Raw genomic sequence first — 755 nt, 5'->3', positions numbered from 1 at the left:
GCGACATTTTTGTGCACGACGCCTTTGGCACCGCCCACCGCGCCGAGGGCACCACCTACGGCATCGCCGAAACAGCGCCCATTGCCTGCGCCGGCCCACTCTTGGCGGCCGAGATGGATGCGATTGCAGCCGCCTTGCAAAACCCGAAACGGCCCTTGATCGCCATCGTGGCCGGCTCCAAGGTGTCCACCAAACTCACCATCCTGCAAAGCCTGGCCAAGAACGTGGACGGCCTGATCGTGGGCGGCGGCATCGCCAACACCTTCATGCTGGCGGCGGGCCTGAAGATTGGCAAAAGCCTGGCCGAGCCAGACCTGGTGGGTGAGGCCAAGGCCGTCATCGACGCCATGGCCGCGCGGGGTGCGGCCGTGCCCATTCCCACCGATGTGGTGACTGCCAAGGCCTTTGCGGCCGACGCGCCGGCCACCGTCAAGAAGGCCACCGAGGTGGCCGACGACGACCTGATCCTGGACATTGGCCCCGAGACCGCCGCTTTGCTGGCCCAGCAGCTCAAGGCGGCCGGCACCATTGTGTGGAACGGCCCGGTGGGGGTGTTCGAGTTTGCGGCGTTCGAGAACGGTACCCAGGTCTTGGCACAGGCGATTGCCGATTCCAGCGCATTCAGCATTGCTGGCGGCGGCGACACGCTGGCGGCCATTGCCAAGTACGGCATCGAGAAGGACGTGGGTTACATCTCCACCGGCGGCGGCGCCTTTCTGGAGGTGCTGGAGGGCAAGACGCTGCCGGCGTTTGAG

General features: G+C 66.1%; 1 protein-coding gene. It reads left to right on the top strand.

The annotated features are described in order from the left end of the window. A partial coding sequence (pgk, locus tag ACFQU0_RS21885; RefSeq protein ID WP_382203736.1) for a phosphoglycerate kinase occupies positions 1-755 on the top strand: 755 nt, incomplete at both ends.

Source organism: Hydrogenophaga defluvii (assembly GCF_042665235.1).
In the GTDB taxonomy this organism is placed as follows: domain Bacteria; phylum Pseudomonadota; class Gammaproteobacteria; order Burkholderiales; family Burkholderiaceae_C; genus Hydrogenophaga; species Hydrogenophaga defluvii_A.
Note: the sequence above shows the minus strand (reverse complement) of the source record. Positions and strands in the feature narration are given on the sequence as shown.